At 61.3% G+C, this 23,023-nt stretch carries 24 protein-coding genes; 14 read left to right on the top strand and 10 right to left on the bottom strand.

Annotated features, from left to right (window positions below; translation table 11 throughout):
- Positions 1 to 4 precede the first annotated feature (4 nt).
- Positions 5 to 1,105 carry a PQQ-dependent sugar dehydrogenase gene (locus ACYQ3M_RS03535; protein ID WP_460034676.1) on the bottom strand — a complete coding sequence of 367 codons (1,101 nt, stop codon included), beginning with the start codon at positions 1,103 to 1,105 and terminating at the stop codon, positions 5 to 7.
- 149 nt (positions 1,106 to 1,254) lie between these two features.
- Here ACYQ3M_RS03535 and htpX point away from each other — a divergent pair, with 149 nt between their 5' ends.
- From htpX to arsS, 3 genes are all read left to right on the top strand, one after another.
- Complete coding sequence (gene htpX / locus ACYQ3M_RS03530; protein WP_460034675.1) at positions 1,255 to 2,160, top strand: protease HtpX; 906 nt, start codon at positions 1,255 to 1,257, stop codon at positions 2,158 to 2,160.
- A gap of 92 nt (positions 2,161 to 2,252) precedes the next feature.
- Complete coding sequence (locus tag ACYQ3M_RS03525; protein ID WP_460034674.1) at positions 2,253 to 2,891, top strand: DUF3047 domain-containing protein; 639 nt, start codon at positions 2,253 to 2,255, stop codon at positions 2,889 to 2,891.
- Entirely contained in the window at positions 2,863 to 3,828 is a 966-nt protein-coding gene (arsS, locus tag ACYQ3M_RS03520) for an arsenosugar biosynthesis radical SAM (seleno)protein ArsS (RefSeq protein WP_460034673.1), read from the top strand. Before ACYQ3M_RS03525 ends, arsS begins: the two co-directional genes overlap by 29 nt.
- Here the strand turns inward: arsS and ACYQ3M_RS03515 are convergent.
- Positions 3,825 to 4,223, bottom strand: a complete 399-nt coding sequence (locus ACYQ3M_RS03515; protein ID WP_460034672.1) for a VOC family protein — start codon at positions 4,221 to 4,223, stop codon at positions 3,825 to 3,827. The two genes, arsS and ACYQ3M_RS03515, sit on opposite strands and share 4 nt — an antisense overlap.
- A 34-nt stretch (positions 4,224 to 4,257) precedes the next feature.
- On the bottom strand, positions 4,258 to 5,721 hold the full coding sequence (gene sbcB / locus ACYQ3M_RS03510; protein WP_460034671.1) for an exodeoxyribonuclease I: 1,464 nt from the start codon (positions 5,719 to 5,721) through the stop codon (positions 4,258 to 4,260).
- A 64-nt stretch (positions 5,722 to 5,785) separates the two neighbouring features.
- On the opposite strand from sbcB, the gene guaB reads away from it, so the two are divergent.
- From guaB to tadA, 3 genes are read left to right on the top strand one after another with little or no spacing between them, the layout of a single operon-like run.
- Positions 5,786 to 7,255, top strand: coding sequence for an IMP dehydrogenase (gene guaB / locus ACYQ3M_RS03505; protein WP_460034670.1), 1,470 nt, complete (start codon positions 5,786 to 5,788; stop codon positions 7,253 to 7,255).
- 4 nt (positions 7,256 to 7,259) lie between these two features.
- The gene (gene guaA, locus ACYQ3M_RS03500; RefSeq protein ID WP_460034669.1) at positions 7,260 to 8,825 is read left to right on the top strand and encodes a glutamine-hydrolyzing GMP synthase; all 1,566 of its coding nucleotides are present in this window, start codon (positions 7,260 to 7,262) and stop codon (positions 8,823 to 8,825) included.
- 25 nt (positions 8,826 to 8,850) lie between these two features.
- A complete protein-coding gene (gene tadA, locus ACYQ3M_RS03495) occupies positions 8,851 to 9,306 on the top strand; it encodes a tRNA adenosine(34) deaminase TadA (RefSeq protein WP_460034668.1) in 456 nt (151 codons plus the stop codon).
- On the opposite strand, the gene aroE is transcribed toward tadA, so the two are convergent.
- Genes aroE through hemB form a run of 3 tightly spaced genes read right to left on the bottom strand, consistent with a single transcriptional unit; the run spans position 9,266 to position 11,698 of the window.
- Positions 9,266 to 10,099, bottom strand: coding sequence for a shikimate dehydrogenase (gene aroE / locus ACYQ3M_RS03490; protein ID WP_460034667.1), 834 nt, complete (start codon positions 10,097 to 10,099; stop codon positions 9,266 to 9,268). The two genes, tadA and aroE, sit on opposite strands and share 41 nt — an antisense overlap.
- The gene (locus ACYQ3M_RS03485; protein WP_460034666.1) at positions 10,089 to 10,655 is read right to left on the bottom strand and encodes a hypothetical protein; all 567 of its coding nucleotides are present in this window, start codon (positions 10,653 to 10,655) and stop codon (positions 10,089 to 10,091) included. The genes aroE and ACYQ3M_RS03485 overlap by 11 nt, the downstream gene beginning before the upstream one ends.
- A 5-nt stretch (positions 10,656 to 10,660) precedes the next feature.
- Positions 10,661 to 11,698: a porphobilinogen synthase gene (gene hemB / locus ACYQ3M_RS03480; RefSeq protein WP_460034665.1), complete on the bottom strand. Its 1,038-nt coding sequence runs from the start codon at positions 11,696 to 11,698 to the stop codon at positions 10,661 to 10,663.
- Between the two features lie 86 nt (positions 11,699 to 11,784).
- Here hemB and ACYQ3M_RS03475 point away from each other — a divergent pair, with 86 nt between their 5' ends.
- On the top strand, positions 11,785 to 12,456 hold the full coding sequence (locus tag ACYQ3M_RS03475; protein WP_460034664.1) for an MlaC/ttg2D family ABC transporter substrate-binding protein: 672 nt from the start codon (positions 11,785 to 11,787) through the stop codon (positions 12,454 to 12,456).
- Here ACYQ3M_RS03475 and hemF read toward each other — a convergent pair.
- Positions 12,412 to 13,329, bottom strand: a complete 918-nt coding sequence (gene hemF / locus ACYQ3M_RS03470; protein ID WP_460034663.1) for an oxygen-dependent coproporphyrinogen oxidase — start codon at positions 13,327 to 13,329, stop codon at positions 12,412 to 12,414. The two genes, ACYQ3M_RS03475 and hemF, sit on opposite strands and share 45 nt — an antisense overlap.
- Before the next feature lie 55 nt (positions 13,330 to 13,384).
- Positions 13,385 to 14,659 carry a hypothetical protein gene (locus ACYQ3M_RS03465; protein ID WP_460034662.1) on the bottom strand — a complete coding sequence of 425 codons (1,275 nt, stop codon included), beginning with the start codon at positions 14,657 to 14,659 and terminating at the stop codon, positions 13,385 to 13,387.
- Positions 14,660 to 14,888: 229 nt separating this feature from the next.
- Here ACYQ3M_RS03465 and ACYQ3M_RS03460 point away from each other — a divergent pair, with 229 nt between their 5' ends.
- From ACYQ3M_RS03460 to ACYQ3M_RS03435, 6 genes are read left to right on the top strand one after another with little or no spacing between them, the layout of a single operon-like run.
- Positions 14,889 to 15,425, top strand: coding sequence for a GspH/FimT family pseudopilin (locus ACYQ3M_RS03460; RefSeq protein WP_460034661.1), 537 nt, complete (start codon positions 14,889 to 14,891; stop codon positions 15,423 to 15,425).
- Positions 15,422 to 15,952, top strand: coding sequence for a type IV pilus modification protein PilV (gene pilV, locus ACYQ3M_RS03455; RefSeq protein ID WP_460034660.1), 531 nt, complete (start codon positions 15,422 to 15,424; stop codon positions 15,950 to 15,952). Before ACYQ3M_RS03460 ends, pilV begins: the two co-directional genes overlap by 4 nt.
- Positions 15,949 to 16,713 (top strand): PilW family protein, encoded by a 765-nt coding sequence (locus ACYQ3M_RS03450; protein ID WP_460034659.1) that lies wholly within the window; start codon positions 15,949 to 15,951, stop codon positions 16,711 to 16,713. The genes pilV and ACYQ3M_RS03450 overlap by 4 nt, the downstream gene beginning before the upstream one ends.
- Positions 16,714 to 16,721: 8 nt before the next feature.
- The gene (locus ACYQ3M_RS03445; protein ID WP_460034658.1) at positions 16,722 to 17,267 is read left to right on the top strand and encodes a pilus assembly PilX family protein; all 546 of its coding nucleotides are present in this window, start codon (positions 16,722 to 16,724) and stop codon (positions 17,265 to 17,267) included.
- Positions 17,268 to 17,292: 25 nt separating this feature from the next.
- Entirely contained in the window at positions 17,293 to 20,496 is a 3,204-nt protein-coding gene (locus tag ACYQ3M_RS03440; protein ID WP_460034657.1) for a pilus assembly protein, read from the top strand.
- 16 nt (positions 20,497 to 20,512) lie between these two features.
- Positions 20,513 to 20,899, top strand: a complete 387-nt coding sequence (locus tag ACYQ3M_RS03435; RefSeq protein ID WP_460034656.1) for a type IV pilin protein — start codon at positions 20,513 to 20,515, stop codon at positions 20,897 to 20,899.
- Positions 20,900 to 20,903: 4 nt separating this feature from the next.
- Here the strand turns inward: ACYQ3M_RS03435 and ACYQ3M_RS03430 are convergent, their stop codons facing one another.
- Positions 20,904 to 21,485 (bottom strand): Uma2 family endonuclease, encoded by a 582-nt coding sequence (locus ACYQ3M_RS03430; RefSeq protein ID WP_460034655.1) that lies wholly within the window; start codon positions 21,483 to 21,485, stop codon positions 20,904 to 20,906.
- An 11-nt stretch (positions 21,486 to 21,496) separates the two neighbouring features.
- A complete protein-coding gene (locus tag ACYQ3M_RS03425; protein ID WP_460034654.1) occupies positions 21,497 to 22,132 on the bottom strand; it encodes a hypothetical protein in 636 nt (211 codons plus the stop codon).
- Positions 22,133 to 22,208: 76 nt separating this feature from the next.
- Between ACYQ3M_RS03425 and ACYQ3M_RS03420 the strand changes: the two genes are divergently transcribed.
- The gene (locus ACYQ3M_RS03420; RefSeq protein WP_460034653.1) at positions 22,209 to 23,015 is read left to right on the top strand and encodes a Na(+)-translocating NADH-quinone reductase subunit C; all 807 of its coding nucleotides are present in this window, start codon (positions 22,209 to 22,211) and stop codon (positions 23,013 to 23,015) included.
- Positions 23,016 to 23,023: the final 8 nt, after the last annotated feature.

Genomic DNA, 23,023 nt, shown 5'->3' with positions numbered 1-23,023 from the left:
CTCCTTACCGCGAATAGGAAATGCGGTAGACCACCCCGCGCTGGTCGTCGGATACGAGCAGCGAACCGTCTTTGAGTTCCAAAATATCCACCGGCCTTCCCAAGACCTTGCCGTCAGGCTGGAGCCACCCCTCCGCAAAAACGTGCTCGGCCACCGGCCGGCCGTCCTGGAACTCGAGCCAGACCAGCCGATAGCCTACCGGCTTCGAGCGGTTCCAGGAACCGTGCTGGGCGACGAACAATTGCCCCTGGTAAACGCTTGGGAATTGGGCGCCGGTATAAAAGCGCACCCCGAGCGGGGCCACATGGGCCGCAAACCGCCACGCCGGCGGGGTAAACTCGCGGCATTCGGCTTCCTTGCCGTACTCGGGGTCGGGAATGTCGCCGCCGTGGCAATAGGGAAAGCCAAAGTGCAGTCCCGCTTTGGGGGCGTGGTTGAGCTCGTCCGGGGGACGGTCGTCGCCCAGCCAGTCGCGGCCGTTGTCGGTGAACCATAAAGCGCGGGTCTTGGGATGCCAGTCGAAGCCCACGCTGTTTCGCACACCGCGGGCGAAGACCTCCAAACCGCTGCCGTCGGGGTTCACGCGCGCCAAGGTGGCGTAGAGCTCGTCCTTAGGCAGGCACACGTTGCACGGCGCCCCCACGTTGAAGTACAGCTTGCCGTCCGGCCCTACCTTAAGATACTTCCAGCCATGCCAAAGGTCGGACGGTAAGGTGTCGATCACCACTTCAGCTTTGGGCGGCTCGGCCAGATGCCGGCCGATGGCCTTAAAGCGCAAAATCCGCGAGACCTCGGCGACGTACAGGTCGCCTTGGAACACCGCCACCCCGTTGGGCATGGTGAGACCTTCGGCGATCACGTAGCGGCGCTCGGCCAAACCGTCGCCGTCTTCGTCGCGCAGCGCATACACTTTGCCGGCGGTGCGGCTACCCACGTATACTGTGCCGTCTTCACCCAAAGCCAGAGATCGAGCATCTGGAACGTCGCGGGCGAACAGCTCGATCTTAAACCCAGGCGGAAGCTTAATCGCCTCGAGCGAATCGCGCGCCGCTTGGGCCTGAGCTGTCCAGACCAAACCCACCAGCAGCCCCCAGAAGATTTTCATGGCTTACCTCGCTTGGATCCAACCTGAACCATTATCGACTTAAGGTCCCAGTGACATCAACTCGGCGAATTTGCTAATTTAATGCTTGAAATTGGCATTTCTATCCCCAGTTCGTCAACAGGACCTTTAACTTGGAGGATTGGCAAAGCATGCTGCGCATTCTGTTGTTTCTGGCGACCAACGTCGCGGTGTTGTTAATGATCAGCCTGGTGTTCCAGGTGTTGGGTCTTGGTACCTTCCTCGACCGGCAAGGGGTGCATCTTGATTTGAACCGCCTGCTCGTGTTCTCGGCCTTGATCGGTATGTCCGGTTCGTTCATCTCGCTGGCCCTGTCCAAATGGATGGCCAAGACCTCGATGGGGGTCTACGTCATCGACCGCCCCCAGAACCAGACCGAGGCCTGGCTTTTGCGCACCGTGGAGAGGCTGGTGCGCCAGGCCGGGATCGGGATGCCGGAGGTCGGGATCTTCCCAAGCCCTCAGCCCAACGCTTTTGCCACCGGCATGGATAAGCACCACGCCCTGGTGGCGGTCAGCACCGGGCTGCTCGAGACCATGAACCCCGATGAGGTCGAGGCGGTGTTGGGGCACGAAATCAGCCACGTCGCTAACGGCGACATGACCACGCTGACCTTAATCCAGGGCGTGGTCAACACCTTTGTGTATTTCCTCGCCACCATCATCGGCCACGTGGTGGACCGCACGCTGTTCCGCTCCCAGGACGAGGAAGGCGGCTACGTTGGGTACGGCCCAGGTTACTATCTCACGCAGATGGTGGCGCAGATGCTGCTCGGCATTCTGGCCACCATGGTGGTGATGTGGTTCTCGCGCTGGCGGGAATTTCGCGCCGACGCCGGTGGGGCCCGGCTGGCGGGCCGACAAAAGATGATCTCGGCGCTGGAGGCCTTGCGCCGGGCCGCCGAACCCGAAGACCTGCCCGGGGAGTTTGCCGCTTTTGGCATCAGCGGCTCGATCGGCCAAGGTTTGATGCGCCTGTTCATGAGCCATCCGCCGATCGAAGAGCGGATCGCCGCGCTGCAAAGGTTGCGCGGTTAACAAGCCTCTTGCAGGCGGCCTGTGGCCGCCTGTTTTTTGTAAGCTTTGCTTGGGCTCCTCCGACTCAAGCTGGCAAACCAACCGCTTAGGGTATGGAGGTGGGTAAGCTGGCTGCAATAATCAGCTTGGTCTTTGCGCCTTTTCTTAAGGCTCAGGAAATCCTCAAGGTAGGAAGCTTTTCTGCGGGCAGCCTGGATGGTTGGAAAGCCAAGCGCTTTGCCGGGGAAACCCGATACCGGCTGGTGCCGCTAGACGGTAAAACCGTGCTCAAGGCCCAAAGCCAGGCGAGCGCTTCTGGCCTGTACCGGGAAATGTCCGTAGACCTTCGCCGAACTCCGTATCTGAACTGGTGCTGGCAGGTGGTCGAACCACTCCCTCCCTTGCCAGAGACGAGCAAGGCCGGAGACGATTACGCCGCCCGCATCTACCTGGTCAAACAGGGCGGGTTGGCGTTCTGGAAAACCAAAGCGCTCAACTACGTCTGGTCTTCGTCGCAACCGCTTGAGAGTTTATGGCCTAACGCTTTTGCCGGCAGAAGCGTCATGATGCTGGCGGTGCGCACCGGCAGGAGTTCCTGGCGGTGCGAAAAGCGGGACGTTCCGGCCGACTGGCGGCGCGCTTTCGGCGAGGAGCTAACCCGCCTCGACGCGGTGGCCCTGATGACCGACAGCGACAACAGCAAACGACAAACGGCGGCTTATTATGGCGACATCTGGTTTTCCTCGGATTGAGATCGAACCGCAGGCGGATTTTCCCGCCGTCACCCGCGCCCGCCTGGAAACCCTCCAGGTCAACCTAGGCTATCGCTGCAACCAGGCCTGCACCCACTGCCACGTGGCCGCTGGCCCCAGGCGGACCGAGGCGATGGACCGCGATACCGTCGAGGAGGTGCTGGATTTTCTCGCCCGCGCCGAGATTAAGGTTTTGGACCTGACCGGTGGGGCGCCGGAGATGAACCCGCATTTCCGATACCTGGTGAGCTCTGCCCGCAGGCTTGGGGTCCACGTGATCGACCGCTGCAATCTCACCATCCTAGAGGAGCCCGGCTATGAGGATCTGGCCGAGTTTCTGGCCGCCCAGCAGGTCGAGATCACTGCCTCGCTGCCTTGCTACCTAGAGGAAAACGTGGACAAACAGCGCGGCCGGGGCGTGTTCCAGAAGAGCATCGCCGCACTCAAGCGGCTCAACCGTTTAGGCTACGGCCAAGGCTTAGGGCTGACGCTCAACCTGGTCTTCAACCCCCAAGGACCGGTCCTGCCCCCGCCCCAAAGCCAACTGGAGGCCGCCTACAAGGTCCACCTCAAAGAGCGCTATGGGATCGAATTCGACCGCCTCTACACGCTCACCAACCTGCCCATCCAGCGCTTTGCCCGGGTGCTGCGCCGCGAGGGACGGCTTAAGGAATACGTGGCGCTGCTGCGCGCCCACTTCGACCCGGGAAACCTCAAAGGCCTCATGTGCCGTACCAGCTTAAGCGTGGACTTTCAAGGCTACGTGTACGACTGCGATTTCAACCAGATGCTTAAGTTACCCTTAAGGGGAGCAAAGCATCGTCTGCGCGAGCTCGATCCCAAAGCGCTGCCAGGAGCGCCTGTGGCGGTGGCCGAGCACTGCTACGCCTGCGCCGCCGGCCAGGGAAGCAGCTGCACCGGGGCCTTGCGCGCCTAATCGAACAAGCGCTCGGTCCCGGGCAGGACCCCGGCCTCGATGAACTCGATCGCGTTGGCGTCCGGGTCGCGGCAAAACAGCGCGCGGCGACCGGACTTGCTCGCGCTATAGGGAATCCCGGCTTGCTCCAGACGCCGGCGGACGGCTTCAAGATCCGGCACGATCAGGGCAAAATGCCGGTCGCGCCCGCCGTGCTCCGGGCGCCCTACGACCGGATCGGGGCTGGGCAGTTCGATCAGGTGGATCTGCTGGTGTTCGGAAATCTGCAGCCAGGCCCCGGGAAACGGAAAGTCGGGCCGCTCGGTCTGCTGCATCCCCAGCACCCCGCAGTAAAACGCAAGCGCCCTTTGGGTATCCGAAACCAATACGCTGGCGTGGTGTAGATAAAACCGCATATTAGGTCAACCTTTGTTGCTTTGGCATTCTAACTTAACCGGCGTCTGCGCCTAGAGCAAGCTCTGGACAAGGCGGGAGAATCTCCCGCGCGTACGCCTCGAGCGCCTTTAAAATCTCCAAGCGGCTCGGATCGGCTTCCGAACGCGCCAACGCGCGCAGTTCCTGCAAATACTGCGACCAAACGATGCTGGCGCCGGATTCGGGCCGGGTGAGGCGCTTTAGGCGAAACTCGTCCCAACGCCGTCGTTCTTCGGCGGAAAGAGTCTGCGGCCAATTCCTGGCGCGGTAGCGAAAGACCATCTCCGGCAGCCGCGGATCGTCGAATTCAAGCGCAAGCTCGCGCAGGCGCTCCGGGGGCAGCTGCCGGATCGCATCCAACCGGGCGCGGTCTGAAGCGCTGAAAAACCCGCCGCGATAGAGCATTAAGTCGGGATCGGCGATGGCTTCCGGCGGTTTGAACAGCGCCGCAAGCCGGGCGCGCAGCAGATCGCGATGGCGGCGCAAAACCTTTAGATGCCGCAGGCAGCGCGCCGTATCGATCGCTAAGCGCTCGGCGTCCTCAGGGCGCAACGCCGCAACCGGCGCCAAAACCGGACAGCGGTTGACCCGCACGGTCTTGAGCGGAAGCCGCACCGAGCCTTCCGGCAGTTGCTCCTTCGGAGTAAACAGCCGCGCGCGCAGCGCCTCAACATCGCAAGTCAAGAACGGCTCGGGATCCACGCTCAGATCGTAGACGATCACGCCGTTGGGGTTGTTGGGATCGGCTCCGATCGGGGCCACCATCGCCAGACAGCCGCGGCAGGCCGGATATTTTTCCGAGACGTGCAGCACCGGCTGCATCGCCTCAAGATCCAGAAACCGCAAAGCATCGGCCTTGCGGCGGTGGTTAAAACAATAGGCGTAAATCTTGGGCCGGCGGGCGCGCAGCAGGCGCGCGAGCTCGATGGTGGCGCGCACGTCGGCCAAGGCGTCGTGGGCGCCTAGGTGGTCGATGCCGTTGGCCGCCGCCAGCTGATCGAGCTTAAAACTGACCGCGCCGTCCGCGCGCTGGGGCCAGACGATCCCTTCCGGGCGCAAGGCATAAGTCAGGCGCATCACGTCGATCAAATCCCAACGCGAGTTGCCACCCTGCCATTCGTGGGCGTATGGGTCAAACAGATTGCGGTAAAGGCAGTGGCGGGTGACCTCGTCGTCGAAGCGGATAGTGTTGTATCCGGCCACGCAGGTGTTCGGTTGGCAAAACTCGGCCCGAATGCGGCCGATAAACTCAGCTTCCGGCAAACCCTTCGCTCGTGCCAGCTGCGGGGTGATGCCGGTGAGCAAGCAGGCTCGGGGCTGGGGCAGGAAGTCGTCGGCGGGGCGGCAATAGAGCACCAAAGGCTCGCCCACGGGATTTAAATCCAAATCGGTACGCCAGCCGGCGAACTGAGCGGGGCGGTCGCGCACCGGATCGGCGCCAAAAGTCTCGTAATCGTACCAGTAAAGAGTCGGCGACATGCTAAAGTTTGGTCTTATTTGCGTATAATAATGCAATTTTATTTCTCGCTTGCGGTGAAGCCCCATGCGCATTTTGGAAGAAGCCATCACTTTCGACGACGTTCTTTTGGTCCCCGCCCACTCCAACGTGCTGCCGCGCGAGGCCGACCTCACCACGCGCCTGACGCGAACAATCACCCTGAACATCCCGCTGGTTTCGGCGGCCATGGACACGGTGACCGAGGCCCGGCTGGCGATCGCCCTGGCCCAGGAAGGCGGCATCGGCATCATCCACAAGAACCTGAGCATCGAACGCCAGGCGGCGGAAGTCGCCCGGGTCAAGAAATTCGAAAGCGGGATCATCAAGGACCCGATCACCGTCACCCCGGACACCACCATCGGGCAAGTGATCGAGCTGATGCGGGCCAAAGCCATCTCGGGAGTGCCGGTGGTCGGCCGTGACGGCCGCCTGGAAGGCATCGTCACCAATCGCGACCTGCGCTTTGAGACCCGCTACGGCGAGCCGGTAGCGAGGGTAATGACCCCCAGAGAAAAGCTGGTGACGGTGCCTGAGGGAGCGCCCAAGGAAGAGGCGATCCGCCTGCTCCACGCCCACCGGATCGAAAAAGTCCTGGTCGTCAACGACCAGTTCCAGCTGCGCGGGCTGATCACCGTCAAGGACATCCAGAAAGCCAAGGACTACCCGCGCGCGTGCAAAGACGAACAGGAACGCCTGCGGGTGGGCGCGGCGGTCGGCGTGGGGGCCGGAACCGAAGAGCGCGTGGCGGCGCTGGTGGAGGCCGGGGTGGACGTGATCGTGGTGGACACCGCCCACGGCCATTCCCAAGGGGTGATCGATCGGGTGCGCTGGATCAAGCGCCATTATCCCGAAGTCCAGGTCATCGGCGGCAACATCGCCACCGGCGAGGCCGCGGTCGCGCTTTTGGAAGCTGGCGCGGACGCGGTCAAGGTCGGGATCGGGCCCGGCTCGATCTGCACCACCCGCGTGGTGGCTGGGATCGGCGTGCCGCAGATCACCGCCGTGGCCAACGTCGCCCGGGCGCTCAAGGACACCGGCCTTCCCCTGATCGCCGACGGCGGCATTCGTTATTCCGGCGATGTGGCCAAAGCGCTGGCCGCCGGCGCCCACAGCGTGATGCTCGGCAGCCTGTTCGCCGGCACCGAAGAAGCGCCAGGCGAGGTGGAGCTGTATCAGGGGCGCTCCTACAAAACCTATAGGGGAATGGGCTCTTTGGGGGCGATGGCGCAGCAACAAGGTTCCAGCGACCGATATTTCCAAGAAGACGCTGAAACTCTAGAAAAACTGGTGCCCGAAGGCATCGAGGGGCGGGTGCCGTATAAAGGCAGCGTGGTAGCCATCATCCACCAGCTCGTAGGCGGCGTGCGCGCCTGCATGGGCTATACCGGCTGCCGCACCATCGCCGAGCTCCACGAAAAGGCTTGTTTCGTCCGAGTCACCTCCGCCGGGATTCGGGAAAGCCACGTCCACGACGTGGCCATCGTCAAGGAAGCGCCCAATTACCGGCTGGACTGAAACCATGGACATCCACGCCCGCAAAATCCTGATCCTGGACTTCGGCTCCCAATACACCCAGCTGATCGCGCGCAGGGTGCGCGAATTGGGCGTGTATTCCGAGATCCACCCCTATACTTGGCCGGAAGAGCAAATCCGCAAGTTCGCGCCGGCGGGCATCATTCTCTCCGGCGGTCCCCAAACCGTGACCGAAGCGTTCACTCCACGCGCTCCCCAGGTCGTGTTTGAATTAGGGGTGCCGGTGCTGGGGATCTGCTTTGGGCTGCAGACCCTGGCCGCCCAGTTGGGAGGCAAGGTGGAGCCAGCCCAAAAGCGCGAGTTCGGCTACGCCCAGGTGCGGGTCAAAGGCCACTCGCGCCTGCTCGAAGGGATCGAAGACCACACCACCCCCGATGGGGAAGCGCTCTTGGACGTATGGATGAGCCACGGCGACCGGGTGGTGGAACTTCCGCCGGGATTTGAGCGGATCGCCGAGACCAACGACGCCCCGATCGCCGGGATGGCGGACGAGACCAGGAACTTCTATGGCTTGCAGTTTCATCCCGAAGTCACCCACACCCGCCAGGGCAAGCGCATCCTCGCCCGCTTCGTCCACGAGATCTGCGGGTGCGAAGCGGTCTGGACGCCGGCCAACATCATCGACGAGCGCCTCGAGGCCATCCGCCGCCAGGTGGGAGCCGAAAAAGTGCTGCTGGCCTTGTCCGGTGGGGTGGATTCCACGGTGGTGGCCGCCCTGCTCCACAAGGCGATCGGCGCGCAGCTGACCTGCGTGTTCGTGGACACCGGTCTCTTGCGCCTCGACGAGGGGGACCAGGTCATGACCACCTTGGCCAAGCACATGGGCGTGCAAGTGATCCGGGTCAACGCCGCCGAGCGCTACTTTAAAGCGCTCAAGGACATCACCGATCCGGAGGAAAAGCGGCGTATTATCGGCCACTTGTTCATCGAGATTTTCGAGGAGGAGGCGGCCAAGCTCAAAGACGTGCGCTGGCTGGCCCAAGGCACCATTTATCCGGACGTGATCGAGTCGGCGGGAGCCGCCTCAGCTGCGCTGATCAAGTCCCACCACAACGTTGCCGGCTTGCCGGCGCGCATGAACTTAAAGCTGCTCGAGCCGCTGCGCGAGCTGTTCAAGGACGAGGTGCGCGAGATCGGTCTAGAACTGGGTCTGCCTTACGAGATGGTCTACCGCCACCCCTTTCCCGGGCCGGGATTGGCGGTGCGGGTGCTCGGCGAGGTCAAGCCGGAGTACGTGAACATCCTGCGCCAGGCCGACGACATTTTCCTTTCGGAGCTCCGCAAAGCCAACCTCTACGAGCAGGTCAGCCAGGCGTTTGCGGTGTTTTTGCCGGTGCGTTCGGTCGGGGTGATGGGCGATCAGCGCAGCTACGAATACGTCATCGCCTTGCGGTCGGTGGAGACCACCGACTTCATGACCGCGCACTGGTCGCACCTGCCCTATTCCCTCCTCGATACCGTCGCGCGCCGGATCATCAACGAGGTCCCAGGCGTCTCGCGGGTGGTCTTCGACGTCTCGAGCAAGCCGCCGGCGACCATCGAGTGGGAGTGAGCTAGAAACGGTCGCCTGTTCTGACATGGAGAACGACGATCTCGCTTGGATGCGGCAGGCGCTCGCTCTGGCCAAAACGGCCGCGGAACAGGGCGAGGTGCCGGTCGGCGCGGTGCTCGTTTGGGGCGGGGAGATCGTCGGCGCCGGCTACAACTGCCCGATCTCGACCCAAGACCCCACCGCCCACGCCGAAATCGTGGCCTTGCGCCAGGCCGCCCGCGCGTTTGGTAACTACCGCCTGCCGGGGACGGTGTTGTACGTGAGCAAAGAGCCGTGCGTGATGTGCCTGGGGGCGATCGTCCACGCGCGCGTCCGAAGGCTCGTGTATGGGGCGCCCGACCCGCTGCGCGGAGCCACGGGCGCACTGGCGTTTTCTCCGCTGTTCAACCACCGGGTGGAAATCACCGGCGGGGTGCTGGCCGAGGAATGCGCCGCGCTGCTCAAGGCGTTCTTCCAAGCGCGGCGCGCAGCGTCTGGATAACGGGCCGCGTCTTTGGGCGCACCCCGCGCCAGAGCCAAAACGCCTCCGCCGCCTGCTCCACCAGCATCCCCAGGCCGTCAACGCTCAAGGCCGCGCCGTGCTCAAGCCCCCAGCGCACGAACGCGGTGGGTTGAGCGGCGTACATCAAATCGTAACAAGCGCCCCCTGGGATCAAAAGATCGTCCGGAAGCGGTGGCAGTTCCCCGTGCAGGCTGGCGGAAGTGGCGTTGATAATCAGATCGAAGCGATGCCCGGCCAGGTCGGCCAATCCAAAAACCGAGATTTCCCCCAAAGCGGCAAAACGCGCGGCCAACTCTTGCGCGCGCTTTAGGGTACGGTTGGCGAGGGCAAGCTGGATTGGCCTTTGCTCCAAAAGCGGCCCCAAAATCCCGCGCGCCGCTCCGCCGGCGCCCAGGATCAAAACCCGCCGGCCCGTAAGGGTGAGCTTTAGGTTTAAAGTCAAATCGCGGATCAAGCCGATCCCGTCGGTGTTGTCCCCGAGCAGCCTCTCCTCCCGCCAGCACAGCGTGTTGACCGCCCCCGCCAGGCGCGCCCTCGGGGTCAACTCTTGCGCCAGGGCAAAACCCAACTCTTTGAGCGGCACGGTCAGGTTCAAGCCTTGGCCGCCGCCGGCGCGGAAGGCTTTCACCGCAACTTCCAGACAGCCCGGGGGCACCTCGCACGCGGTGTAGGCGATTTTCTGCCCGGTCTGGTCGGCGAACTGGGCGTGGATCGCGGGCGACTTGCTGTGGCCTATGGGATGGCCGAAGACGGCGTAATGATCAAGCGCCATGATCCACCTGCCGGGTGCGGCGCCGCCGCGTATAGATGGAGAACACGATCAACGCGACCGCAAGCAGCGCCGCGAGGGGGAGAAACTGTTGCACGTAGGCGGCGAGCATGGCGGTGACGCCGAGGAACACCCCAAGCAGGCTAAAGCGCCAGCCGATCCGAATCCCGTTGAGATACGCCGAAAGCGCCAGGATGAGCAGCATGACCAAGACAGCCGCGGTGTCTCCAAGAAGTTGCAGGTAGCGCAAGAAAAACACGCCGATCACCGCCGCGAGGGTGCCGCCCCAGTGCAGCAGCTCAATCCACAGCAAGCGCCGGAAAGTTTGCGCTTCATCGTCCGCGCCGGCCTGCGCCCAGCTCGAGAGAATCGCACCAAGCCAAAAGAGCGGAATCATCCCCAGCCAGTACACGTAGTCGTCCTGGGCCGAAAACGCGCTGATCGCCGCGCCACCTAAGGAGAGCAAAAGCAAGACGATCAACACCGCCTCGTCCAGCCAGTTGCGCATCCGTCTGGGCAAGGGCTTGATCGGGGTTGGGGATGGATTTTCCTCGGGCATGGCGATCACTTCCAGACACTAATCGCCAGCGGGTCGTCCTTAAGCCAGCGGGCGACGGTTTTGGCGTAATAGGTCAAAATCGCATCGCAACCTGCGCGCTTGAACGCCAGCAAGGACTCGAGCACCGCCGGCTTTTCCTCCAGCCAGCCGTTTTGGCAGGCCGCTTTGAGCATGGCGTACTCGCCGCTGACCTGATAGGCGAAGGTGGGCACGCCAAAGCGCTCTTTGACCCGGAAGATCACGTCCAAATACGGCAACCCCGGCTTGATCATTACCATGTCGGCTCCTTCTCCCAAGTCCAGCGCGACTTCCCTTAAGGCCTCGTCGCCGTTGGCCGGATCCATCTGGTAGCTGAATTTGTCGGCCCCCTTTAAGCTGCCGGCCGAACCCACCGCCTCCCGGAACGGCCCGTAGAAATACGAGGCGTACTTGGCCGCATAGGCCAAAATCCTAGTGTGGATGAAGCCGTTTTCTTCCAGCGCCGTGCGGATCGCGCCGATGCGCCCGTCCATCATGTCCGAAGGGGCGACGATATCGGCGCCGGCTTCGGCGTGGGACAGGGCCTGCCGCACCAAGGCGGCCACGGTTTCGTCGTTCAAAACGTAACCGGAGGCGTCGATCAGGCCGTCCTGGCCGTGGGTGGTGTAAGGATCCAGGGCCACGTCGGTGATCACCCCAAGCTGCGGCAGGTGGCGTTTTAAGGCCCGCACGCTGCGTGGGATCAGCCCTTCTGGATTCCAGGCCTCTTCGGCGGTTGGGCTTTTGGCGGCTGCCGGAACGACCGGAAACAGCGCCACCGCCGGCACGCCCAGCATGGCCGCCTCCTCGGCCTCGAGCAGCAGTTGATCCAGGCTTAAGCGCTCGACTCCGGGCATCGAAGCGACCTGCTCGCGCACGCCTTGCCCCTCGCATACAAACACCGGCCAGATCAGATCGTTGACGGTCAAAAGGTGCTCGCGCATCAGCCGGCGGCTAAAAGAATCGCGGCGCATCCTGCGGGCGCGGAAACGGGGAAACCCGGCATTGCTCAGCAAGCGATCCATTACCGTTCCTTAAAGGTTATTGGTTTATCTACCTTAGCAAGGTTATGATAAACAAAAACCACTTGGAATACCCTAAGGAGCGCTCGATGCAAAAATTCAGACTCGGCGGATGGGTTCTGCTGTGGCTGTGGCTTGCCCCTTGGGCCAAGGCCCAAGAGCTGTTGCCGCCCCAGCAGCTGATCAAGCAAACCTCGGATCAGATCCAGCAGGAACTTAGGAAGATCAACTACAAGGTGGATTACGCGAAGGCGGTGGAAATCGTCGACCGCTATATCGAACCGCACGTGGACGTGGACCGCTTCGCCGCCCTTGTTCTGGGCCGGCACTGGCGCACCGCCACCCCATCCCAGCGCGAGCGGTTCAAGAAGGAATTCAAAACCATGCTCATCCGCACCTACGCCACCGCCTACGGCGAATACGCCGAGTGGGAGATCCGCTTCAAGCCGGTGCGCAACTGGAACCCCGAGGCGAGCAAGGTCACGGTCCAGACCGAATTCGTCCAATCCGGCAAGCAGCCGGCCCCGGTCGCCTTCCGCATGATCCGCAAGGGCGATGCCTGGAAGGTCTACGACGTGGTCGTCGAGGGGGTGGATTTGGTCAAGAATTACCGCACCACCTTCGATCAGGAGATTACCCAGACCGGTTCCTTGGACGCCCTCATCGACCGCCTGGCGGAGCGCAACCGCCAGGCGTTCAAGGACGGCCACAAGGCTTCAAGCCTCGCTCAGCCAATCGCGCGGGCGCAAGTACTCGTATAGGTGCGCCTCCGGCGTTCCTGCTTCTGGATGCCAGTTGTAGGCCCACTTGGCCAGCGGCGGCAGCGACATCAAAATCGATTCGGTGCGCCCGCCCGACTGCAAGCCAAACAGCGTCCCGCGGTCGTAGATCAGGTTGAACTCCACGTAGCGGCCGCGCCGAAACGCCTGGAAGTCGCGCTCGCGCTCGCCGTAGGGCAAGTCCTTGCGCTTCTCCACGATCGGCAGGTAGGCAGGAAGATAGTGATCGCCCACCGCGCGCAGGAACGCAAAGCAACGTTCAAATCCCCATTCGTTGAGGTCGTCGAAGAACAAGCCGCCCACCCCGCGCGTCTCGCCGCGGTGCTTTAAGTAAAAGTATTCGTCGCACCAGCGCTTAAAGCGCGGATAGACGTCTTCCCCAAACGGCTCGCACGCCGCTTTGGCGGTCTGGTGCCAATGGATCACGTCGGCCAGGAAAGGATAATACGGGGTCAAATCAAACCCGCCGCCGAACCACCACACCGGCTCCTCGCCGTCTTTTTCCGCCACGAACAGGCGGACGTTGGCGTGCGAGGTGGGAACGTAAGGGTTGCGCGGATGGATCACCAGCGAGACTCCAAGCGCCTGGAAGCTTCGCCCGGCAAGCTCCGGCCGGTGGGCGGTAGCGGCTGGCGGCAATTTATCGCCGCGCACGTGGGAAAAATTGACCCCGCCCTTTTCGAACACCTCGCCTTCGGCGATCACCCGCGTGCGCCCGCCGCCCTGGCCGGATTCGTATTCCCACAGGTCTTCGCCAAAACGCGCTTCCGCCTCCACGCTCTCAAGCGCCTGGCAGATGCGGTCTTGCAAATCCAAAAGATACGCCTTTACGGCATCGACGTCGATGGCAGTCATAACCAGCCCTCAAGCCTTTAACACAAGCTTTACAGAATAGCCCAAACCGCCCACCTTAAGAATTGATCTGGGCGCAATTTACGCGCTTTTCCCAAATTTTGCGCCAGCCGTCGACTATCAGCGCGCATTCCAAGCCAAACGGCAAATAGCCGGCATAGCCTAAAATAGGCATCTCAAATACCTTGAAGCGGGAAACGAAAGGAACGGTGTACACCCATTTGGGAAAGCTAAAATAGTTCCACAGCTCCCAAAAAAACCCGCATACAAGCCCGGCCAGCATCGGCAGGACGAGGATTTCCCACCTTCCCTGGCGCAAGGGGGCAAAATAGCTCTCTTGGCCTGAGAGTACTTGCACCGCGGCGAGCAAAACCAGCGGGGCCAGCCACAGCAAGGCAAAGCAACTCTCAGGCCAAGCGCCGATGCCGATCAGCCCCAGCCCGGCGCCGACCACCCCACCCCAAGCCCAGCGGCGGGGATGAGACAGGCTCAGAGGCGGCAGCCCTTCAGCCGGCCCGAAGAAGCCGTAAAACAAAGCGAGCGTGCTCGTCACCGCCGGCAGCACCGTGGAAAACGCCAAGCTCGCCCGCCAAAAATACTGCCAGCCGCTTAAAGTTTCGCCCCCAAGGTAATGCCAATTGCCGACAAAGCGGTTTAAGTACTCGAAATACCACCAAAACGCGGCGCTCACCGCAAACAAGGTCGCCAAAAACCCAGGCTGCCGGGTCAGCAGGCATTCCCCGGTACGCCATTGGCACAAGGCGTTGACCGCGCCGATATAACCCAGCCACAGCCAGGTAAAGCTCAACTCGCCCCAAATCCCCATCCCTTCCGGCCGCGCCCAGGCCAAATACCAAGCCACCGCCAACCAGACCAACGCCCCCCACCCCCAAACCGGAAACGCCAAAGCCCCGGTGCGCCGGCGCTGCAAACGGCGCACGAGCCAAACCAACGAGCCACAAATCCCAAGCTCTGCGCCAAGATAAGCGCCAAACACCGGCCAGGAAAAGCCCGGAAGATCAAGGATCACCGGTTGCGGCGGAAAATCCAGGTAAACCGCGATTGGCTTCCCCGCCCCCCAAGCCCCAACAAGCGGCAGCCCTAGAAGAAGCAAGAGCGCGAGCGCCGCTTTCCAAAGCCCGCTGAACATTGTAGGCCAATCCCCATGGAAGTTCTTGACGACGACTTCGACAGCCCCTAGGAAAAGCCCATTACCTCGGCCTTCCCTGAGTTTTTGGCCTTTTACTTCCCTCAGGCACACGCCCAGATCGACTGGAGCCAAGAATATCATTTCCTCGACCAAGAACTGCTGCAAGTCGTCCAGGATGCCCACATCCTTCAAACTCGCCCAGGCCGAACGATCCGAACCGGAAACCTGGGCCGAAAAGATCCTTGAAGCGCAACGCCTAGAGGAAATCTTCCAGTAACCTCCCTCTTTGGCCCGCCGTAAAGGCGGGTTTTTATTTTTGTAAAAGAGCGCACAGTTTTTTGCTCAATCCTCACCTAGCCTTGAAAACGTAAAAACCGGCTATCTTTCAAATAGATCGATTTCGTTTTTGGCGATGCAGAAAACGCGCGGGTTTACCTTGGTGGAACTGATGGTCACGGTGGCCGTGGCTGCCATCGTGCTGACAGTGGGAGTGCCGAGCTTTCAGGTGCTCGTCAAAAACAACCGCATGGTCACCGCCGCCAACGAACTGGTCGGCGCCCTCAATCTGGCCCGCAGCGAGGCGATCAAGCGCAATGTTCGGGTAACGGTATGCAAAAGCGGCGACGGAGCAAGCTGTACCACCAGCGGCAACTGGGAGCAAGGTTGGATCGTTTTTACCGATGACAACAACGATGCAGCCTATGACAGCGCCAGCGAGACCCTCCTGCGGGTGCAGGAAGGTATTGCAGGGCAGGTCACCATGACCGGCAACCCCCTTGTCGCCAACTACGTTTCCTATGTGGCCAGCGGCCAGAGCCAGCTTACCACCGGTGGTTTTCAAGCCGGGACGATCGCGATCTGCGACGACCGCAGTGGCAACGTGGGAAAAAACATCGTTTTGTCTTCTACCGGCAGGATCCGTCTCGATACCGGAGTCAGCTGCCCATGAAACGGGAAACGGGTTTCACCCTTCTTGAGATCCTCATCGCCGTCCTGGTGCTGGCCATCGGCCTTTTGGGCTTGGCCGGACTTCAGACCACCGGGCTCCACAGCAACCACAGCGCGAGCTTACGCACCCAGGCCACCCTACTCGCCTACGACATGACCGATCGGATGCGCGCCAACCGGGCCGGTTTCCAGGGCGGTTTCTACAACAACCCCACCCCGGCCGACCATAACTGCGTCTGGGATGGCGGCGCCCCTTCCGTCTGCGACCCTAAGCAGATGGCCAAGCACGATGTGTTTGAATGGAACTCTGCAATCGCTCAGGCTTTGCCTTCCGGGGCGGGGGTGGTCTGCCTCGACGCCACCCCCGATGACGGCGGCGATACGAATGGTGACGGCACGGTGGATGCGAGCGAATACGCCTGCGACGGAAGCGGCAGCTTTTACGTGGTCAAGCTGTGGTGGGTGGACGAATTCAACAGCGCCGGCAATCCGGTCATCCAACGCTTTGTGACGGTGTTTCAGCCATGAAGATGTCAAGACAGCAAGGCATCTCGATGGTCGAGATCCTGGTGGCTCTAGTGATCGGGCTGGTCCTCATCGCCGGGGTGATTCAGATCTACGCTGCCAACCAACAGACCTACCGGGTCGCCGAGGCTTCTTCCCGGATACAGGAAAACGCCCGCTTTGCCATGGAGCTTTTGGGGCGCCAGTTACGCATGGCTGGATACCGTAATAATGCCAGCCAGGATTTTGCTATGGCTTTTGCTTCGGTTTCCTTCGCAGGATACAGTTTCAATGCCGGTGAGATTATCCGCGGAACGGATGATGAAGTTGTCATCCGCTATCAGGGCGACGGTCTCGCGAGAGACTGTGAAGATAACAGCATCATCCCGGCGGGGACTGCGATTTCCGAACGCTTGTCTTTGAGCGGAACAGATTTGCAATGTGCCACGGATATGGATGCGGGAGGAAGTCAGCCCCTAGTGTCAGACATCGCCGGGATGGCGATCCTGTATGGGGTGGACACCGACGGCGACGGCGCCGCCAACTGTTTCGATTCGGCGGCCAGCCTCAACGCCGCCACGCCTAGCGCCTGCGGAACGGGGATAGCCGCCCCCTGGAACCGGGTCGTCAGCGTCCGCGTCAGCCTGCTGCTGCAGTCAACCGAGGACAACATTACCACCGCCCCACAGCCCTACACCTTCAACGGGGCCACCGTGACGCCCACCGACCGCCGTCTGCGGCGGGTGTTCACCACCACCATTGGCCTTCGCAACCGCCTGCCATGAGGACAGCGATGAGAAGTTATCGGTTTCATCAGATTGGCGCTGCCTTGATCGTGAGCCTGGTGATGCTGCTGGTGATGACCATACTCGGGGTGGCTGCCGTACAGTCCGTTATTTTGGAGGAACGAATGGCTGGGAATTACTTCGACAGAAACGTTGCCTTCCAGGCCGCAGAAGCCGCGCTGCGGCAGGCGGAAGCGGTCATCGCTGCTAACGCCGCGCCTTTCGACCCATTTGATCAGACTGCCTTCAACGGTTCCAACGGGCTGTATAACACGTTGTCGGGATCACCCATCGATATCGGCAGTACAGCCTCGACGGCAGTCCCGGGCACTTCTTTGCCGGAGGTCGCCAACCAGCCGGTTTACATCATCGAACTTATACAAAAGTCCTGCAACGGCTCTGGAGATAATGCTCTATTTCGGATTACAGCCCGCGCCTGGGGAAGAGACGCCAATACGGTGGTCACCCTGCAAAGCCTGTTTCGCAGGGCTATCGCCTGTAGCGGGAGCAACGGCGCCGCACCCAGCGGCGGCGATTCCGGAGCCACCATTTGATTTTTTAATTTAGGGGATTAAGAGCATGACTGGCAAAGCTTCACTGACGTGCTTTTCGATTCTCCTGGCTGCCTGTGCAATTGATGCCATAGCGGCCTTGCCCTTCACCCCCAGCGCGCAACCCACAGGCTGGATCTCCCGCCCCACTGCAAGCGGCCCACTGCAAAGCAGTGGAGTCGATGTTTCTTCCGGAGCCGAAAACACGTTTCGGAGCAGTTACATCAAGGACGACTGGAGCGGCAACATTCTTGCCCTGCACGTGAGCGGCACCGGCGTCATTGGCAATGTCGGCCCATGGGATCCGGAAACTGCGGCAAGCAAACTGTATGTCCTAGACTGGGACAGCGGACGCAAGATCGTCACCATGAACGGTTCAAGCAAGGTGCCCTTCCGTTGGAGCAATCTTTCCAGCGCGCAACAGGCCGATCTCGGCAGCCCGGATGTGCTCAATTACATCCGGGGGGACCGTTCCAACGAAGATCCGGCCGGAAAAAAGTTCCGGGCCCGGAACCAGGTACTAGGCGACATTCTGCACTCCACCCTGTACTTCTGGGATCATGCTTCGACCCCAGGAAGCCCGAAGCGGCTTTATGTCGGCGCCAACGACGGCATGCTGCATGTCTTTGACGCGGATAGCGGGGAAGAGGTCTTTGCCTATGTCCCGTCGATGCTGATTCCCAAGCTTAACAAGCTTGTCGCCAACCCCTACAACCATACGGCATTCGTGGACGGCCAGATCGCAATCGCAAGGGTCGATTATTCTGGAGGAGCCAAAACCATCCTGGTTGGCGGGCTGGGCGCAGGGGAAAAAGGGTTGTTCGCCCTGGACGTTTCCAACCCCACACCGGCCAATGAAACCGAGGCCGCCAGCAAAATCCTTTGGGAAATCACACCGTCCTCCAGCGGCTTTGCCGACCTGGGCTACGTTTTCGGCACGCCCAGAATCGCCCGCCTCAACGACGGCACCGCTGTCGCCATCGTCGGCAACGGCTACATGAACGGCGGCAGCGGTCATTCGGTGCTCTATGTAATCAATCTGGCAACCGGCGCCCTCATCAAGGCTATCGACACAGGCTCTGGAAGCAGCACCAGCCCGGCCGGGCTTTCGACTCCCGCCCTGGTCGACGCCGATGACGACGGCAAAGTCGATTACGCTTATGCCGGCGACATCGACGGCAAACTGTGGAAATTCGATCTAAGGAACATCGCAAGCGCCACAGCCTCCCTGCTTTACAGCACCTCGCCGGCCCAAGCGATCACGGTGCCGCCCGTGGTGCGTCCTCACCCCCATGGAGGATACATGGTGGTCTTCGCCACCGGTAGGATCCTGAGCGCGGACGATGTCACCGACACCTCCACCCATTACGTCTATGGCATCTGGGACGGAGCACCGGCGGCCAACGACACCCTGCTGACCCAGACATTCACCGCAACCACCAAGGGCAGCGACAGGTACCGCACCATCACGGCCAACGCGCCGGACTGGAGTCCAGGTTCCGGACATCACAAAGGTTGGCAGGTCGCCCTGCCGGCAGGCGAACGGGTCGTCGGGGAGGCACCGTTCTACAACCTGGGCCGGTATTATTTCGTGAGCACCAATCCAACCGTCTCTGGCACACCTGCCGGCGAAAACTGGCTGAACGAGTTAGATTTCTTCACCGGCGGGGGACCCTCCTGCCCGATTTTCGATCTGGATCTTGACGGTGAATTCTGCCCCGGCGGATCACCGGACAGCGGTGATCTGGCCGACAATGGGGAAATCCCCGTCGCTAAATTCATGGGCCCCGGAGTGCTGTCGCAGCCATTGTTGATCCGCACCGGCAGCTATCTCACCACCTTCTACAACTGGCACCCGGATACTACAGGTTCCACGGCCACCGTGATCGATCCTGCAGATCCCGGGGTATCCGGAGGGCATTTCGACTTTGATATTTATTACTACGATTCGACCGCCATCACATCGGTCTCGCCCACTTCTAGCTGTGAAACTCGAACCGTCTGTTCCAAATCCAGCGATGTTTCCAGTGCTGTAGGCACAATTTCGACCGCTTTCTGCAACAATACCAATGGGTTTTCGGCGGGTTTTGAATACCTCAGTTCTTATATCGAAGGAGCGTCCTGTGACAAAAAGAAAATCAACAATCAAATAACATGCTGCACCTATACCTCCACGACCGCACCCGGCTCCTACAAAAACGTCAAGCACGTTCACGAGTATGACGACAAGTATGACGTGACCGGCGTCAACATGCTGAACGCTAGCCTAGTTGATTTCAACCTGAACAACGCGATTGCCGATCCGGGTACCCAGTTCAAGATTTTGGTGATGAACCAGTACCTCAGTCCAGCCGCCATGATCTCGGTTGGCGGCTCGCCCTACGTCAAAGTGAAGGACTATGGCGGGCTCGCCGGTCCCGAAACCGATCCAGCCAAGGTGCTTGCCGCCCAGCCGGTTTATACGCTGAGCGACATCAACACCCTGATTTACAACCTGCCCTTGGACGCTTTCAAATCCAAGGACTGGTGGGGCGATGGCGGCAAGCCCCGCGCCGGCCTGATTCCCACCCAGACCGGTTGCGTCAACAAGGTCAATGCCGATGGCACCATGCTAAACAGCGGCGGCAAGGGCAGGATAGGACCCAACGGCGAACGCTTCGACGGCGCCCTGACTTTCCAGATCATCAAGGCCAACACGCCCCCAGAGGCTATCGAGCTCAACCACAGTGGCGGCGACGTGAGATACGGCTGGCGCGTCAAGCAGTCCGAATTTACCAAGTGGGTCCTCGCCGAATACACCACCTTCTGGCACCATCCCAACGGGAAGTGCTACGGCGATCCCGACTGGCAGCCCGATCCGCCCCAGGATCCGGTCTCTGATGCCAAATCTGAGACCCCAGCCCCGGGTTCGGCCGACCCCAAGGATGGTATCTTCTCCGGTGGCAGCGCCGTAATCTCAGAGACCACCACCACAAGCGGAAACACCACAACGACCGTGGTCACCTACGCTAACGGAACCTCCTATACCAAGATCGAAAAAGTAGAATCCGACGGCTCGGTCTGGGTCAAGCAGATCCTGCCAGACGGCTCGGTCAACGATTTCGTCTGCGTGGCAAATTGCAACGGCGATTCGTCTGGATCCGCCATAGGCCCAACGGCCGCCCCCTACGAACAGCAAGGCGTAAGCGCGGAAACCCGCCGCCAGTCCTGGCGCGAATTGTTGGGGATTTGATTCATCAGAGGCAAGCATGAAAACCAAAGGCTTCACCCTCATCGAAGTGATGGTCACCGCGGCGATCGTCGCCGTTTTGGCGGCGATCGCCTACCCTTTTTACCAAAGCCACGTGGTCAAAACCCGGCGCAACGCCGCCAAGGCCTGCCTGATGGAATTGGCGCAATACATGGAGCGTTACTACACTACCAAGATGAGCTATGCCGGCGCGAGCCTGCCTTCGACCTCTTGCCAAACGGAACTGGCAAGTTTTTACAGCTTTGCCTTTGAAGGCACGCCAAGTGCGACCAGCTACACAGTCAAGGCGACGGCGGGAGGAGTTCAGGCCAGCAAAGACGCCGCTTGCACCCCGCTCAAAGTGACCCACACCGGAAGCAAAACTCCGGCCGATTGCTGGAAATAGCGCTTTATGGCCCCAGCCTCCCCGCAAACGCTTCCCAGTCGACCTCGACCTTGGGGAGCACGCCCACGCCCTGTTTGCCTTTCAGCTCGCGCACCTCAGGCACGCCGAAGCGGCCGTCTTCCAGGCGGTAGACGGTCACGATCCGGTCCACCGGGTGCACCAGCCAGTATTCCTTGACCCCGGCGCGCTCGTAGACGGTGCGCTTTAAGATGTGATCGTGGCCGGCGGTGGCCGGCGATAGGACCTCCACCACCCAGTCCGGCGCCCCGCGGCAGCCGCGCTCGTCGAGTTTGCGCTCATCGCAAACCACGCACAAGTCGGGCTGGACCACGGTGTCGATGTCTTCGTCGGCCTCCTCGCCTTTGGGCAGGCGCACGTCGAAGGGGGCGATGAACGGTCGGCAGGGGTGGCCTTGTAAAGCGTTGGCCACCTGGCGCGCCAGTTCCAACAGCACCTCTTGGTGGCGGCGGTTCGGTGCGGTCATCGCATAGGCAATGCCGTCGATGAGTTCGTAGCGAGTATCCTCCGGCCAGTTGAGATAATCTCGGTAGGTATGGTACTGGTCGTCGCGTTTGGGCAGTCCCATGGCGGCCTCCTTCAAAGCAGGTGAAAGTCTTTGAGCAGCTCGGCGAGGCGCTGGTCGGTTTTGGCCAGCTCGCGCAAAGCGTGGATCAGGCGCGTCAAGCGCGAGCCCTCCGGCGACTTGAGTTCCAAATCGCGCTCCAGATCTTCTTCCAGGCGGCGGATGCGCAAATCCATCGGCCGCAGGGTGGAGTAGCGGTCCCAGACGACAAAGCCGATCAGGCCAAAGACGCCGGCGATCAGCGCCAAAAGCAAGTTCTGGATAAAATCCAAGCGCTTTTCCAGGCCGTCGAAGCGCTGATCCACCGCCGTAAAGCGTTGCTCCACGGCAGCAAAACGCTGATCCACCGCGGCAAAGCGCTGATCGACCACGGCAAAACGCTGCTCCATCTGCACCTCCAGCGCGGCAAAGCGCTGATCGACCACGGCAAAACGCTGCTCCATCTGCGCCTCCAGCGCGGCAAAGCGCCGGTCCATTTGCGTTTGTAGGTCGGCGATCTTGTCGGCCAGAGCCTTTTGCCCGGCCTTGAGTTCGGCTAAAGCTTCGATGATCTCGCGGTCGCTGATGCGCGGGGCCACCTCCACCGCTTGGGCCGCAAGCGGCACCGCGAGCAAAACCCCGCCTACCCGCAGTAGGTTTGCAAAACCCATTCGTTTGATTTTTTGATTTCAGGCGCTGTTGTCCGCATTATACACTTTGCCATGCGGCAACGACGAAACTGCCCCTATGCGACAAGCGCTTCGAATCTTCGCCGTGGTCTTGGCGGTAAGCTTGGGCTGTTCGCTGGTGGTGACCAGCGCCGCGGTCCTGCTCAAAGAACGCCAGGCGCGCAACCTGCGCCTGGACAAGATCGAGCACCTTCTGGCGGCGGCGGGCATTGCGGCCGAACCCGACGCGGACCCGCTGCAGATTTTTAAGACCCGCATTCAAGCGTTACTCGTCGATCTGGACCGCGGTCGTCCGGCAGACCCTAAGGATTTGGGGATCGCCGATCCGGCGGCGTTCGACCTGCGCGCTGCTTCCCGCGATCCGACCTTGGGCGAAGCGATTCCGAAAGCGCTGGACCTGGCCGGGATCAAGCGCCGACCCCGCTATATGCCGGTGTACTTGGTCAGGGACGGACAGGCGTTTTCCCGCCTGATCCTGCCGATCTACGGGCGCGGCCTGTGGTCCACCCTGTACGGTTATCTGGCCTTGGAGCGCGATTTGATCACCGTCGCCGGGATCACCTTCTACGAGCACAAAGAAACCCCAGGATTGGGTGGGGAAGTCGATAACCCCCGCTGGAAAGCCTTATGGCGCGGCAAGCAGGCGTTCGACGCCCAAGGTCAGGTGGCGATCGAAGTGATCAAGGGGCAGGTCGATCCGGCGCGGCCCGAGGCCGTCCATCAGGTGGATGGACTCTCCGGCGCCACCCTGACCACCCGCGGGGTTGACCGGCTGGTCCGCTACTGGCTGGGTTCTCAGGGCTACGGGCCGTTTTTGGCCTGGCTGCGCAACCACTTGAATTCTTTGCCCGCTCTGGACGAATAACGCGGGAT

This window comes from Methylothermus subterraneus (genome assembly GCF_054656915.1).
The sequence above is the reverse complement of the archived record's forward strand: the minus strand, read 5'-3'. Positions and strand labels throughout refer to the sequence as shown.